This window comes from Kitasatospora sp. NPDC002965 (assembly GCF_040611255.1).
Lineage (GTDB): Bacteria > Actinomycetota > Actinomycetes > Streptomycetales > Streptomycetaceae > Kitasatospora.
The window spans coordinates 1-13,172 of record NZ_JBEXNT010000007.1 but is presented as its reverse complement, the minus strand read 5'-3'; the positions used below and the strand labels follow the sequence as shown (position 1 = coordinate 13,172).

Annotated in this window: 10 protein-coding genes and 1 pseudogene; 7 read left to right on the top strand and 4 right to left on the bottom strand. The window is 75.4% G+C overall.

Features of this window, described 5'->3' with window-relative positions; translation table 11 throughout:
- Positions 1 to 5 precede the first annotated feature (5 nt).
- Positions 6 to 926 (bottom strand): GNAT family N-acetyltransferase, encoded by a 921-nt coding sequence (locus ABZY91_RS04945; RefSeq protein WP_355399801.1) that lies wholly within the window; start codon positions 924 to 926, stop codon positions 6 to 8.
- Positions 927 to 1,312: 386 nt separating this feature from the next.
- Here ABZY91_RS04945 and ABZY91_RS04940 point away from each other — a divergent pair.
- The 3 genes and pseudogenes from ABZY91_RS04940 (at position 1,313) to ABZY91_RS04930 (ending at position 4,735) form a co-directional block, all read left to right on the top strand.
- Positions 1,313 to 2,613, top strand: a pseudogene (locus ABZY91_RS04940) (DUF692 family multinuclear iron-containing protein).
- Between the two features lie 203 nt (positions 2,614 to 2,816).
- Positions 2,817 to 3,872, top strand: a complete 1,056-nt coding sequence (locus ABZY91_RS04935) for a TIGR04222 domain-containing membrane protein (protein WP_355399799.1) — start codon at positions 2,817 to 2,819, stop codon at positions 3,870 to 3,872.
- A gap of 86 nt (positions 3,873 to 3,958) precedes the next feature.
- Positions 3,959 to 4,735, top strand: coding sequence for a TIGR04222 domain-containing membrane protein (locus tag ABZY91_RS04930; protein ID WP_329876419.1), 777 nt, complete (start codon positions 3,959 to 3,961; stop codon positions 4,733 to 4,735).
- Between the two features lie 117 nt (positions 4,736 to 4,852).
- Here the strand turns inward: ABZY91_RS04930 and hemQ are convergent, their stop codons facing one another.
- Positions 4,853 to 5,566 carry a hydrogen peroxide-dependent heme synthase gene (hemQ, locus tag ABZY91_RS04925; RefSeq protein ID WP_329876421.1) on the bottom strand — a complete coding sequence of 238 codons (714 nt, stop codon included), beginning with the start codon at positions 5,564 to 5,566 and terminating at the stop codon, positions 4,853 to 4,855.
- On the bottom strand, positions 5,563 to 6,999 hold the full coding sequence (gene hemG / locus ABZY91_RS04920; protein ID WP_329876423.1) for a protoporphyrinogen oxidase: 1,437 nt from the start codon (positions 6,997 to 6,999) through the stop codon (positions 5,563 to 5,565). The genes hemQ and hemG overlap by 4 nt, the downstream gene beginning before the upstream one ends.
- Positions 7,000 to 7,450: 451 nt before the next feature.
- On the opposite strand from hemG, the gene ABZY91_RS04915 reads away from it, so the two are divergent.
- On the top strand, positions 7,451 to 8,536 hold the full coding sequence (locus ABZY91_RS04915) for a DUF4349 domain-containing protein (RefSeq protein WP_355399796.1): 1,086 nt from the start codon (positions 7,451 to 7,453) through the stop codon (positions 8,534 to 8,536).
- Positions 8,537 to 8,621: 85 nt separating this feature from the next.
- Here ABZY91_RS04915 and hemE read toward each other — a convergent pair whose 3' ends face one another.
- Entirely contained in the window at positions 8,622 to 9,635 is a 1,014-nt protein-coding gene (gene hemE, locus ABZY91_RS04910; protein WP_329876460.1) for a uroporphyrinogen decarboxylase, read from the bottom strand.
- Positions 9,636 to 9,882: 247 nt separating this feature from the next.
- Here hemE and ABZY91_RS04905 point away from each other — a divergent pair, with 247 nt between their 5' ends.
- The 3 genes from ABZY91_RS04905 to ABZY91_RS04895 all read left to right on the top strand — a co-directional run bounded on the left by ABZY91_RS04905 (position 9,883) and on the right by ABZY91_RS04895 (position 13,086).
- The gene (locus ABZY91_RS04905) at positions 9,883 to 10,545 is read left to right on the top strand and encodes a DUF3000 domain-containing protein (RefSeq protein ID WP_329948616.1); all 663 of its coding nucleotides are present in this window, start codon (positions 9,883 to 9,885) and stop codon (positions 10,543 to 10,545) included.
- A gap of 319 nt (positions 10,546 to 10,864) precedes the next feature.
- Positions 10,865 to 11,584, top strand: a complete 720-nt coding sequence (locus ABZY91_RS04900) for a response regulator transcription factor (protein ID WP_327681609.1) — start codon at positions 10,865 to 10,867, stop codon at positions 11,582 to 11,584.
- 251 nt (positions 11,585 to 11,835) lie between these two features.
- A complete protein-coding gene (locus ABZY91_RS04895; protein WP_329876431.1) occupies positions 11,836 to 13,086 on the top strand; it encodes a ribonuclease D in 1,251 nt (416 codons plus the stop codon).
- Positions 13,087 to 13,172: the final 86 nt, after the last annotated feature.

Here is a 13,172-nt window from a genome sequence, read left to right as displayed (position 1 = left end):
GCGTCTCAGCCCAGCTTCTTGGTGAACTTCCGCTCGCTGGCGCACTGCTCGTACCCGAGCCAGGCGTTGATCGCCAGCATCGGCGCGTTGGTCGCGTCGTTGGAGGTGTACGCCCGGCGCAGCCCGGCCTCGCGGGCCCGGCGCAGCGACTCCAGCTTGGCCAGCTTGCTCAGGCCCCGGCCCCGGTACTCCCGGCGGCAGGCGGTGAACGCCGACCAGTACCGGTCCACGCCGTCCGTGTGCACCGCGCTGAACGCGGCCGGCTCGCCGTCGACCACGGCCACGACGGTCAGGTCGCGGTCGTGGTCCGGGTGGATCCAGTCGCCGTTCAGGAACTCCTCGAAGTCGGCGGCGTCCATCTCGATCTCGCCCGGCTCGTCCCGGATGGCGTCCGCCTCGATCACGAAGATCGGGTACGGGTCGGCCGCCCACTCGCTCGCCGGGCGCAGCTCGACGCCGGCCGGCAGCGGCGGGGCCTCCGGCAGCGGCAGCGTCAGGTCACGGCCGCCGAAGTGGGCCACCCGGCCCTCGGTGAAGCCGCGGGCCCGGGCGAAGGCCAACGCGTCCTCGTCCTCGTCCACCCAGCTGTGCACCTCGACCACGCCGTGCTCGGCCAGGTGCCGCTCGGCGGCGGCCAGCAGGCCGGTGAAGGCACCGCGCCGCCGGTACTCGGGCAGCACGCTGCCGTTGGCGTAGCCGATGCCCTTGGTCGTCGTGCCGGTGACCAGCGCGCAACGGACCGACCCGACCACCCGGCCGTCCAGCTCCGCCACGAAGGTGCGGAAGTGCGCACCCTCGGCCTGGTGGGCGGCGTGCCAGGCGAAGGCCTCGGCCGTCATCACCAGGTGGTCGCGGCCGGCACGGTGGGCCGCCGCGGCGGCCTCGGCGTCGTCGGGGCGGAAGTCACGAATTATCAGCGTTGTCATAGGTGCGTCACGCTAACCCGCGGCGGGCTCGTACGCAGCCGATTATTCCCCGGGCCCGAGGCCCGCCCTACCGGCCCCACCTGCGAAGAAGTCACGGGAACGGGACCAAAGTCCCTCACCCGCGTGCCGCCAAGCTCAAATAATGCTCTGAGATGTCCGGGTGAGGCTTGGCAGCGGTACCGTCCGGGGACATCCTCAGCAGCACAGCCCGGCGGCCCTGGCGACGAGGCCCGCGCCGACCGACGGCTCCCCACCAGCCCTCAGAAGGGGGCGCACCCATGACCTCTCCTGCACTGCGAGCGCCCGCGACGACGACGGGGACCACCGCCGGCACGGCCGGCAGCACCGCCACGGCCGGCACCGCCCGTGCCGCCGGCCGGCTCGGCATCGGCCTCGGCTGGCGCAGCGAGATCGACACCGTGGTGGAGCGGCAGCCCGGCCTGGACTGGGTCGAGGTCGTCGCCGAGAACGTCTGCGCCGACCACCTGCCCGAGTCCCTGACCGTCCTCCTCGCCCGCGGCCTGACCGTGATCCCGCACGGCGTCTCGCTCGGCCTCGGCGGCGCCGACCGGCCCGACCCGGCCCGCCTGGCCAGGCTCGCCGAGACCGCCGGGGCCCTCGGGTCCCCGCTGGTCACCGAGCACCTGGCCTTCGTCCGGGCCGACGGCCTGGAGGCCGGCCACCTGCTGCCGGTGCCGCGCACCCGCGACGCCCTGGACGTCATCGCCGAGAACGTCCGGATCGCCCAGGACCAGCTCCCGGTCCCGCTGGCGCTGGAGAACATCGCCGCCCAGCTGGCCTGGCCGGACGACGAGCTGACCGAGGGGCAGTTCCTCGCCGAGCTGGTCGAACGGACCGGCGTCCGGCTGCTGATCGACGTCGCCAACCTGCACACCAACCGGGTCAACCTCGGGATCGACCCGGCCGCCGAGCTGGACCGCCTGCCGCTGGAGGCCCTCGCCTACGTGCACGTCGCGGGCGGCACCATGATCGACGGGGTCTGGCACGACACCCACGCCCACCCGGTCACCGAGCCGGTGCTGGAGGTGCTGGCCGAGCTCTGCGCCCGGGTCGCCCCGCCCGGCGTGCTGCTGGAGCGCGACGCCGCCTTCCCGCCGCCCGCCGAACTGGCCGCCGAACTCGACGCCGTGCGCCGGGTGCTGGACGGCGGTGGCCCACGGTGACCGCCACCGACGAGGCCCGGGAGCGGCTGGCCGCCCGGCAGACCGACCTGCTCACCGCCCTGGTGGCCGGCGGGCCGGTGCCGCCCGGCTTCGATCCGGCCCAGGTCCGCGCCCAGTCCGCCGCCCTGGCAGCCAAGCGCCGTGACACCGCCGCCAAGGTGGCACCGGCACTGCCGCGCCTGCTCGGGCCGCAGTACGGGCCGCTCTTCCTCGCCTACGCCCGACGGCACCCGCAGACCGGCGGTTACCGCGCCGACGCCCGCGCCTTCGCCGCCTGGGCGCTCACCGAACCGCCCCGCCGGGCAACGGACGACCCGACAACGGACGACCCGGCAACCGACGACCCGGCGAAGCGCGACCCGGCGACGGAAGGCACCGCGGCCGCCCCGCTCGACGCCGAACGGCGCCGGGCCCTGGAACGCTGGCTCCGCCCGGCCCCCGAACGACCGCCCGGCCCGCTCGCCCGCCTGCGCCGCGCCCTGCGGCCCGGCGGCCGGACCTGACACCCGGCGGCCCGGCCGCAGCAGGCAAGCACCGGAGCTCGCACCACGTCACCGGGTCCGCGCACCGTTCGCCGGACCCCACGAACCACCCACCACACACCGGGCGCCGGACCCCGCGCACCCGAAACCCGCACCGGGCCGCCAGGCCCCGCGCACCAGAACGAGCGGCACCAGAACGCTCACGTCCCGGGGGGAATCCGCCCATGTGGCACAACAGCTACTTCCTCGTCCCCGCCCTCCTGCTGTTCGCCGCCGCGCTGTACGCCGCGCAGGCCAAGCGGGCCGCCAAGCGCGTGCCGTCCCCCAAGGGCCTGCCCGGCCGCGGCCTGCCGCTGCTGGACACCGCCTTCCTCGCCGGCGGCCCCGGCCGGGTCTTCGACACCGCCTTCGTCCGGATGCACCGGGACGGCCGCGCCGTCCTGAACCGCGCCGGCCTCGTCACCCTCACCGGCACCCTGGCGTTCGACGCCGTCGACCAGGCCGTCATCGAGGCGGCCGGCCCGTCCCGGAGCGGCGAGCTCGGCGCCCTGCGCCGCGCGGTGATGCGCTCCGCCGCCGTCCAGGAGATCGGCGACCGGCTCGCCGACCGCGGTCTGCTGCGCGACCCCGTGCGGCTGCGGCGGGCCAGGTCCGCCCGCCGGCTGCTCTGGATAGCCCTGCTCGACGTGGTGGTCTTCGCCGTCGCCGCCTACCTGCTGGACTCCGACGAGCCCGGCTACGACCGCCCGGCGCTCTGGGCCCCGCTGGTCATGCTCGGGTTCGGCCTGTTCTCGCTGCCGGCCAGCTGGCCGCTCAAGGGCCGGATCACGCCCGCCGGGCGGCGTCAGCTCACCCTGATGAACACCGGCAAGCCGTGGAAGCCCGCCGACCGGCCGGCCCCCCTGCACGCCCGCGACGCCACGTTGCTCGGTGCCGTGGCGCTCGGCGGCCTCGCCACCGCCGAGCTGGCCGACGAGCAGCTGCGGGAGGCGATGCTCGCCTCGGCGGCGGCCGACCAGGCCGCCCGGTCCGCCGCCCACACCGGCGCCGGCTCCTCCTCGTCCTCCTCGTCCGGCTCGTCCTCCTCGTCCTGCGGCACCGCGGGCACCTGGTGCGGCTCCTCCTCCGACTCCGGTTCCTCCGGTTCGGGCTGCGGCGGAAGCAGCGGCTGCGGGTCGTCGAGCGGCGGGTCCTCCTCGTCGAGCTGCGGGTCGAGCTCCGGGTCCTCCTGCAGCTCCTCCTCCAGCTGCGGCGGAGGCGGAGGCGGCTGCGGTTCCTGACCACCGCCCGCCCCGGACGTCACAGTTCGGTATCGCGGTCCGGGAATGCGTTCCACCCACGACGGCGGCGGGTCTACAACAACCCCATGTGGTTGCTCTTCCTGCTCCCGGCCTGCGTCGCCGCGGTCCTCTCCTGCATCCGGCTGGTCCGGACGGCCGCGACCGCCGACGCCCTGGCCGGGCAGGAGGGCCCACGGCCGGCCGAGGCGGTCGGGATCGGGCTCTACGAGACGGCCTACCTGGCCGGCGGCCCGGACCGGGTGGTGGAGCTGGCACTCGTCCTGATGGCGTCCCGGGGCCGGCTGCACCTGGCCCACACCGGGTGGACGACGGTCGTCGACCCGCGCGGCCGCAGCCGGCTCGAACGCGCGGTGCTCGCCACCGTCGGCCCCGAGGGCCAGTGCCGCACGGACGACCTGCGCGAGGCGATGGGCGCCCACCCCACCGTGCTGGAGATCGGCAGCAGGCTCTCGCTCGCCGGGCTGGCGACCCCGGCGGCCGTCCAGCGGCGCACCGTGCTGGTGATCCGGCAGGTCCGCCAGGCGCTGCTGCTCTCCCTGGTCCTGCTGGCCGCCGCGCTGGCCACCGGCGTCCTGGTGGACGGTGACGCGCTGGCACCGCTGGCCTGGTTCTCGCTGCCGCTGGTGCTCACCGCCGGGACCCTGCTGATGGCCCGGGTCGACGTCTACCCGTACACCGGTTGGGCCTCGCCGGTCGGCCAGGAGGTGCTCCGCGAAGTCCGCCCACCGCGCCAGCACGGCCTCACCGACGACGACGAGCGCGAACTGTTCACCGCCGTCGCCATGAACGGCACCGACGCCCACCCCGACGCCCGCCTCCGCGCGGCCCTCCGCCGGCACTGAGGGTCCGGCCGGACCGGCGGCCCCGACCACGCCACGACGCCCGGACGCAGCGATGCCGGCCTGCCGGGACGAGCCCCGCAGACCGGCATCCTCGGCCGCGTTCGACGGCCGGTGGCCTCAGACGAGGCCGTTGAGCAGCTCGCTGACCGGCTTGCGGCGCCCGGTGAAGAACGGCACCTCCTCGCGGACGTGCAGCCGGGCCCGGGAGGGGCGCAGGTCGCGCATCAGGTCCACGATGCGGTGCAGCTCGTCCGCCTCGAAGGCGAGCAGCCACTCGTAGTCGCCCAGCGCGAACGAGGCGACCGTGTTGGCCCGCACGTCCGGGTAGCCGCGCGCCATCTGGCCGTGCTCGGCGAGCATCGCGCGCCGCTCGGCGTCCGGCAGCAGGTACCACTCGTAGGAGCGGACGAACGGGTAGACGCACACGTAGTCGCGCGGGCGCTCGTCGGCGAGGAACGCCGGGATGTGCGACTTGTTGAACTCGGCCGGGCGGTGCAGCGCCATGTTCGACCAGACCGGCTCCAGCTCCCGGCCCAGGCCGGTGCGGCGGAAGCGGTTGTACGCCTCCTGGAGGTCGTCGGAGTCGGCGGCGTGCCACCAGACCAGGATGTCGGCGTCGGCGCGCAGACCGGACACGTCGTAGGTACCGCGCACCGTGACGTCCTTGGCGTCGAGCTGGGCGAACAGCTCGTCCACCTCGGCGGCCAGGCCGGTGCGGTCCTCGGGCAGTGCGCCCTTGAGCTTGAACACCGACCACATGGTGTAGCGGATGACCTGGTTCAGGTCCCGTGCCTTCTTCTTCTCCGGCTGCTGCTCAACGGTCTCAGTCATGCGCCCATTGTCCTCTCCGTGACGTTCTCCCCGGTCAGCGGGGTCAGCACTCCGTCGAGCCCGGCGACGGCCGTCCGGGCGCTCGCGATGCACGCCGGGATGCCCACCCCGTCGTACGCGGCCCCGCACAGCGCCAGCGCGCCGACCCGGTCCGCGGCAGCCCGGATCCGGGCCACCCGGTCCAGGTGGCCGACCGGGTACTGCGGCAGGCCGGCCCGCCAACGGGTGACGGCGGTGTCGTACGGGCGGGCGGTCAGTCCGATCGCCTCGCCCAGGTCGGCCAGCGATCCGGCGACCAGTTCCTCGTCCGGCAGTTCCAGCGGCTCCTCCTCGCGCAGCCGGCCCAGCGAGGTGCGCAGCACGAACGCGTCCGGGGCGGAGCGCTCCAGCCAGCCCCACTTGTTGGAGGAGAAGGTGGACGCCTTGATCCGGCGGCCGTCCACCGGCGGCACCAGGAAGCCGCTGCCGGCCGGCGGCTCCGGCAGGTCGGAACGCCGGAACGCCAGGGTGACCAGGGCCATCCCCGCGTACTCGACGGCGTCCAGCTCGACGGCCGCGGCCGGTGCGTCGGCGCGCAGCAGCCGGGCGGCGGCGGGCGCGGGCACGGCCAGCACCACGGCGGTGGCGTGCAGTTCCCCGCCGTCGCCGGTCGCGACCCGCCAGCCGTCCGGGGTGCGGCGCAGCCCGGTCACGGCGGTGCGGGTGCGCAGGTCGACGCCGGCTCCGGCGCAGGCGGCGGCGACCGCCGTCGGCAGGGTGCCGAGGCCGCCGCGCAGACCCTGGAAGACGGGGGTCCCGGCGGTCTGCGGCCGGGTGGCCAGTTCGTGCACGCCGGCGACCAGCGAGCCGCCGCCGCGGGCGACGGGCAGCAGGGCGGGGACGGCGGCGCGCAGCGAGATCTCGTCGGCGCGGCCGGCGTAGACACCTCCGAGCAGCGGCTCGACCAGCCGGTCCACCACCTCGCGGCCGAGCCGGTCGGCGACGTACCGCCCGATCGCGACGTCGTCCGTGACGGCCTCGCCGGCCCCCTCGTGCCGGGCCCGTTCCAGGCCCTCGGCGCTCAGTACCCCGGAGGCCTCCAGCGCGGCGAGGTCTCCCGGAACGCCCATCACCTGTCCGCCGGGCAGGGGCCGCAGCGCGCCCCTCGTCCAGATCGCGGCCCTGGCGGTGGTCGGCGGTTCCAGTTCCCCGTCCAGTCCGACCGCGCGCGCCAGGTCGACCGCCTCGGGCCGCCGGGCCAGCATCGACTCGGCCCCGAGGTCCACCCGGACCCCGCCCACCTCGCCGCCCCAGAGCTTCCCGCCCAGCCGGTCGGACGCCTCCAGCAGCGTCACCCGCGCCCGGGCCGCTCCCCCGGCGGCCCCGCTGAGCACGGCGGCCGCGGTCAGCCCCGCGATCCCGCCGCCGATCACGACGACATGTGCTTGCGACATGCCTCGCAGTCTTGCAGGTCTTTACACCTTTGCCTCAATCCGCCCGCTTCCGCCCGTTCGAGGCCCCGGGGGCGGGGGCGGGCGCGACATCCGCGCCCGCCACGTCCGGTCGGGGTCGTACGGGAGGTCGGCGCCCGGATGCCCGGCGGGGCGGTGCGGCGGGGCGACGGCGGCACTGCTGCGGCGGGCGGGGAGCGTGGTGGAGACGGTCTGACGCCTTGTCCGGGCCGCAGCCGAGCTGTGATCGAGCTGCGACCTCCGGAGCGGGTCCGATCCGGCTCCGCGCCCGTCGAATGGTCCGAGTGCCGGAAGGAATCGGCGCCGGAACTGTGGACGCGGGGAGGACTCGATCGTGGAACGAGGACGGCGGAGAGCGGGGGCGCTGGCGGCGGTGGCCGTGGCGGCGGTACTGGCCGGGGGGTGCAGCGCGTCCGACAAGAGGGACAGCAGCATGAGCGGCAACGCGGCGCCGGCGGTCGCCGGTGACGCGGCGGCACCGGCAGCCGCACCGGCCGCGCCGGCCGCACCTGGTGCGGCGGGTGCGGCCTCGGCCGCTCAGAAGGCCGCGCCGGAGGCGGGTGCCGGCAAGCCGAACGCGGTGCCGGTGGCGGACACCCGTCAGATCGCCTACAGCGCGCAGCTGTCCGTCCGGGTGGCGAAGGCGGACACCGCGCTGGCGCGGGCCCGCGACCTGGCGGTCGGGGCGGGCGGCTACGTGGCGAGCGAGACGGTGAGCGGTTCCGCCGGGGTCCCCGGCGGCGGAGGGGGTGGCAAGCGCCCGGTCGACATGGATCCGCCCGGCCCGCAGAGCGGGCAGCTGACGGTGAAGGTGCCGTCGGCGGCGTTCCAGCAGACGCTGGACCAGCTGGCCGGGCTGGGCGAGGTCTTGTCCCGCCGCAGCCAGGCGGACGACCTGACCCAGCAGGTCGCGGACGTCGGCAGCCGGGTGCAGACCCAGCAGGTGAGCGTGGACCGGGTCCGGGCGCTGATGGCGCAGGCGAAGACGCTGGCCGAGATCACCAGCCTGGAGGGCGAGTTGAGCCGCCGCGAGGCGGACCTGGAGTCCCTGCAGAAGCAGCTGAAGGAGCTGTCGGCGAAGACCTCGCTGTCCACCATCACGCTGGACGTCCGGCAGCGGGCGGACACCCCGGCGCCGGACGAGCCGGATGCCGAGGACGACGACGGCTTCTGGACCTCGGTCGGTGACGCGCTGGGCGGCGGCTGGGACGTGCTGGCGGCGATCGTGCGCGGCGTCGCGGTCGCGGTGGCCGCGGCGGCGCCGTTCCTGCTGGTCGCCGGACCGGTGGCGCTGGTGCTCTGGGTGCTGCGCCGGCGCCGGCGGGCCGGAGCGGGGACGGCACCGGTCACCCCGGTCACCCCGGGCGGTCAAGGTGGGCAGGACGATCGGGGCGATCGGGGCGGTCAGGGCGATCGGCCGGCGGCACCCGAGGTCCCCGCCGCCCCCGTCGAGAGCCCGAAGGTCCCGGCCGTCCCGCCCGGGCGCCCGGCCGCTCCCGGGGAGGGCGGGGAGGAGTAGCTCAGCAGCGGAACCGCCGGTACGGCGGCGGGACCCCTCCGGGAGGTCCCGCCGCCGCCCCTCGGCGGGCGCCGGCCCGCAGACCTCAGCGGGCGCTGGACTCGTGGACGAAGGCGACGAGGCGGCTGAGCGCGTCCGGGTCCATGCTGGGCAGCACGCCGTGGCCGAGGTTGAAGATGTGGCCGCTGGTGCCGAGCGCCCGGGCGGCCTGCAGCACCTCGCGCGCCTTGGCCTCGACGGCCCGGGTCGGCGCGAACAGCACGGCCGGGTCGAGGTTGCCCTGCAGGGCCTTGCCGGGGCCGACCCGCTCGGCGGCGACGTCCAGCGGGACCCGCCAGTCGACGCCGACCACGTCCGCGCCGGCCTCGCCCATCAGGCCGAGCAGCTCGCCGGTGCCGACGCCGAAGTGGATCCGCGGGACGCCGTAGCCGGCGACGGCGTCGAACACCTTGGTGCTGGCCGGCATGACCGAGCGCCGGTAGTCGTCCGGAGCGAGCGCGCCGACCCAGGAGTCGAAGAGCTGGACCGCGGAGACGCCCGCCTCGATCTGCACCTTGAGGAAGGCCGAGGTGATGTCGGCCAGCCGGTCGACCAGGGCGGCCCACAGCTCGGGCTCGCCGTACATCATGGCCTTGGTGTTCTCGTGGTTCTTGGACGGGCCGCCCTCGACCAGGTAGCTGGCCAGCGTGTAGGGCGCGCCGGCGAAGCCGATCAGCGGGGTGGAGCCGAGCTCGTCAACGAGCAGGCCGATCGCCTCGGTGATGTAGGGGACGTCGTCCGGCTCCAGCGGGCGCAGCCGCCGGAGGTCCTCGAAGGTACGGATCGGGTCGGCGATGACCGGACCGATGCCGGGCTTGATGTCGACGTCGATGCCGACCGCCTTGAGCGGCACCACGATGTCGCTGAAGAAGATCGCCGCGTCCACCTGGTGCCGGCGCACCGGCTGGAGGGTGATCTCCTTGACCAGCTCGGGCCGCATGCAGGACTCCAGCATGGGGATGCCCTCGCGGACCTTCAGGTACTCGGGCAGCGAGCGGCCGGCCTGGCGCATGAACCACACCGGGGTGTGCGGTACCGGCTCGTGCCGGCAGGCCCGCAGGAACGCGGAGTCGTACGCGGCGCCGCGGCGCGCGGGGGGCTGCTGGCCGGGGGCGGCGCCTGCCTGGGCGGCTGCCGTGGTGTCTGCCGTTGTCTCGCTCACGCCCCAAATCTTCGCACGCGCCCCGGACCGGCCCCCTCGCCCGGTCTCGTCGGTTCCTCCAAGATCTGGCCGGATTGCCCTCCCGGCGCGCCGCGCGGAAAGAAGTTGCGGCGATTAACCGAGTTTTCGACCTAGTCTTCGGGTCATGGCAGCGGTCGGAGGGCACCCCGCACAGGGTGGCGGAGCAGGTGGCGGAACGGGTCGGGAGGCGGCGCCGAGCGAGTTCCGGGCCGCCGTGGAGGCGTTCTCCGGAGCGCGGCTCCGCCCCGAGGTCGTCCTCTCCCCCGCCCCCGCGCCGCGCCGGCTCGCCCCGTTCGCGTTCGCGGTGACCGCCGCCGTCGAGGTCGACGGCGAGGAGCTCGCCGACGGCCGGCTGGTGCTGCTGCACGACCCCGCCGGCCAGGAGGCCTGGAACGGGGACTTCCGCGTGGTCACCATGACCCGGGCGGAGCTGGAACCGGAGATGGCCGGCGACCCGATGCTCTCCGAGGTCGGCTGGGCCTGGCTGCTCGACGCGTTGCAGGCGCACGGCGCCGGGTACGCGGAGACCTCCGGCACGGTGACCCGGTGCGCCTCGCAGTACTTCGGCGGGCTGGCGGACCGCGAGTCCAGCACCGAGATCGAGATCCGGGCGTCCTGGACGCCGGCCGACGGCCGTTTCGAACGGCACCTCGCGGCCTGGGGGGACCTGCTCTGCATCAGCGCGGGTCTGCCGCCGGTCGCCCCGGCCCCGCAGTCACCGGCCGACGTCGCGTCACTCGGTGGAGTGGTCCCGATGCCCGCGCGACGGCGCCCGCGCTCGCACTGACGAGTGGCGCCCGGGATGCCCGGCGCCGCCGTGCCCGGCACGTCCTCCAGGACTGACGACGTGTGATCCCACGCGGGCCCTCCGTCAACGAACCGCTCGAACCTGACCACTCCGCGATCGATCTGATCGATTTTGTGCGATTTCCAGGCACCTCGTATCAGTCACTTGCGCGATTTGTCCGTATTGTTACTCACTAGATCGTGATCTTTCGCTAAAGCCGGGCACGGATGATGCCGAAGCAGACTGTGACCCTTTCCGAACGCGGAACACTCCGACCGCCCCCTCGGGGTTCCGTCCGCCACTCCCCGCAGGAGGCCTGGTGTCGGTCCTTCTTGAGCACCCCGCAAACGTGGTCGCCTACCGGCCGACCAAGCCCACCGCCATGGTGGTCATCGCCGATCCCCGCGTCCGAAACACCGTCACCCGCCACCTCTGGGCGCTCGGCGTCCGGGACGTGATCGAGGTGTCCTCGATCGCCGAGGCCCGCCCCCGGGTCTCCACCCCCCGCGACATCTGCGTCGCCGACGTCCACCTCCCCGACGGCTCCGGACTCACCATCCTCGCCGAGACCCGCGCCGCGGGCTGGCCCAACGGGCTCGCGCTGTCCGCCGCCGACGACATCGGCGCGGTCCGCAGCGCGCTGGCCGGCGGCGTGAAGGGCTACGTCGTCACCGGCACCCGCACCAACGTCGCGATGCCGGGTCGCCCCGGCCTCCCCCTCGGCGCCGGCGGCCTCGCCGGACGGATGCGGCGCCCCGGCATGCCGGGCATGCCCGGTGCGGCCGGCGCTCCGGGCGGCGCGCCCGGGGCCCCCGGTGCGCCGGGAGCCCAGCAGGCCGCCTACCGCGAGCTCTCCGGCCGGGAGGTGGAGGTGCTGCGGCTGGTCGCCGAGGGCCAGTCGAACAAGGCGATCGGCGTGGCGATGGGCCTCTCCGCGCTCACGGTGAAGAGCCACCTCGCCCGGATCGCCCGCAAGCTGGGCACCGGGGACCGCGCCGGGATGGTCGCGGTCGCCCTGCGCACCGGCATCATCCACTGACCCTGGTGGACCGCCGCGGCGGCCTGGAGGAACGTTTCTGTACCGTCGCCCGCCCGTCTCCGGGCCGCTCGTGATCCACGGCTCCGCCCCGGGGAGATGTCTCCCCGGGGCGGAGCCGTGGACGGCCCCGCTCCGGATCGGCGGCCGTCGACACCCGATCAGGGCGCCCCGGAGGCGCACGGGCAGGTCACAAAGCGGTCTGACCAGTCCGACAACACTCCCGGCTGCGGGGACCGTCGTACCCTTGGTAGGTGACCGACGCCGTAGCAGCCATCCCAGAAGAAGCAGCCCCGGTCCCGCTCCTGGAGCCGAAGGAGGGGATCCCTCCGGTCGTGGCGGACGAGCAGGCGCTGGCCGCCACCGTCGCCGCCTTCGCCGCGGGAACCGGACCGGTCGCCGTCGATGCCGAGCGGGCCTCCGGCTACCGCTACGGCCAACGGGCGTACCTCATCCAGCTGCGCCGCGCGGGCGCCGGTACCGCGCTGATCGACCCCATCGCCTGCCCCGACCTCAGCGGGCTGGGCGAGGCCCTCGCGGACACCGAATGGGTGGTGCACGCCGCCACCCAGGACCTGCCCTGCCTGGCCGAGGTCGGCATGAGACCCCGGCGACTGTTCGACACCGAGCTGGCCGGGCGGATCGCCGGCTTCGCGCGGGTCGGACTCGGGCCGATGACCGAGAGCGTGCTCGGGCTGAGCCTGGCCAAGGAGCACTCCGCGGTCGACTGGTCCACCCGGCCGCTGCCCGAACCGTGGCTCCGCTACGCCGCTCTGGACGTCGAGGTGCTGGTCGAGCTGCGCGACGCGCTCGAACGGGAGCTGGACGCCCAGGGCAAGCTCGACTGGGCCCTGGAGGAGTTCGCCGCGATCGCCGCGGCGCCCCGCCCCGCCCCGCGGACCGACCCGTGGCGCCGCACCTCGCAGCTGCACAAGGTGCGCCGGCGGCGCCAGCTGGCCGTGGTGCGCGAGCTCTGGCTGGCCCGCGACCGGATGGCCCAGGAACGGGACGTCTCGCCGGGCCGGGTGCTCTCGGACGCGGCGATCGTCAACGCCGCGCTGGCCATGCCCCTGAACATCGCCGCGCTCCAGGGCGTCCAGGGCTTCGGCCCGCGGGTGCACCGGCGCCAGCTGGAACAGTGGCTGGCCGCCGTCCAGCGCGGCCGGGAGGTGCCGGAGAACCAGCTGCCGCCGTCCGCGGCGCCGCACGACGGCCCCCCGCCGCCGCGGGCCTGGGCCGAGAAGGACCCGGTGGCCGCCGCCCGGCTGACCGGCGCGCGGGCCGCCGTCACCGATCTGGCCGAGTCGCACAACCTCCCAGCCGAGAACCTGATCACGCCGGACCTCGTCCGCCGGGTCGCGTGGGAGCCGCCGGCCGGCGCCGGCGCCGGCGAGGTGGCCGCGGCGCTGCGCCGGCTGGGCGCCCGCCAGTGGCAGGTGGACCTGGTCGCGCCCGCGCTGGCCACGGCCTTCGCGGAGGCCGCCGCCGCCGAGCAGCAGGACTGAGCGGACGCACGAGGGGCGGCGGGAGGCTACCCGGCGGGGGGGATACCCCCAGCCCCCGCCGGCCCCCGCGGCAGCCCCCCCGGGGC

What these genes read in the sequence shown, in the direction of transcription:
- ABZY91_RS04945 (WP_355399801.1), bottom strand. Translation starts at nt 926, where the DNA reads ATGACAACGCTGATAATTCGTGACTTCCGCCCCGACGACGCCGAGGCC.
- ABZY91_RS04935 (WP_355399799.1), top strand. Translation starts at nt 2,817, where the DNA reads ATGTGGCACAACAGCTACTTCCTCGTCCCCGCCCTCCTGCTGTTCGCC.
- ABZY91_RS04930 (WP_329876419.1), top strand. Translation starts at nt 3,959, where the DNA reads ATGTGGTTGCTCTTCCTGCTCCCGGCCTGCGTCGCCGCGGTCCTCTCC.
- hemQ (WP_329876421.1), bottom strand. Translation starts at nt 5,566, where the DNA reads ATGACTGAGACCGTTGAGCAGCAGCCGGAGAAGAAGAAGGCACGGGAC.
- hemG (WP_329876423.1), bottom strand. Translation starts at nt 6,999, where the DNA reads ATGTCGCAAGCACATGTCGTCGTGATCGGCGGCGGGATCGCGGGGCTG.
- ABZY91_RS04915 (WP_355399796.1), top strand. Translation starts at nt 7,451, where the DNA reads ATGAGCGGCAACGCGGCGCCGGCGGTCGCCGGTGACGCGGCGGCACCG.
- ABZY91_RS04905 (WP_329948616.1), top strand. Translation starts at nt 9,883, where the DNA reads ATGGCAGCGGTCGGAGGGCACCCCGCACAGGGTGGCGGAGCAGGTGGC.